The sequence below is a fragment of the Bacillus sp. D48C genome, from assembly GCF_053345735.1.
In genome coordinates, this window is sequence record NZ_JBKFAQ010000028.1 from 1,676 (window position 1) to 2,103 (window position 428).

Annotated in this window: 1 pseudogene; it reads right to left on the reverse strand. The window is 35.0% G+C overall.

Annotated elements, in window-relative coordinates:
• Window positions 1-428: pseudogene (locus ACLBXA_RS29175) on the reverse strand (VirD4-like conjugal transfer protein, CD1115 family); the annotation flags it as partial.

Below are 428 nucleotides of genomic sequence, written 5' to 3' on the forward strand. Positions count from 1 at the left end.
AACACTTTTGTCGATGTGGTCATTGTGAGCTAACATTTGAAATTCACTGTAAAACTCGCCCATTTCTTGATTTTCAACTTCATCTATTGATTTACCTAATTGCGCTAAAAAGAACTTATCAACCAGTTTCAAAACTGCTAAATCAGATTCAAAAAATTCATTAACCGTTTTTTCCTTCCAATTTTCAATGGAGAGAGAATCAAACGGGCTATCTTCCTGCTGAAATGCCTCTTCCGGAATCTCTTCATCAATACCCATCATTGTTGGCTCTTCTACTGGCTGTGATGTCTCTACTGGTGGCAAATCTTCCTGTTCTGGTTCTGATGTTTTTTTCTCAATTTGTTCTGCTTTTCTCTCTCCTAGAAAATCAACAATAAGTGATTTTGGATTTACATCATCATGTAGAGAATCAATATCTATATCTAAAA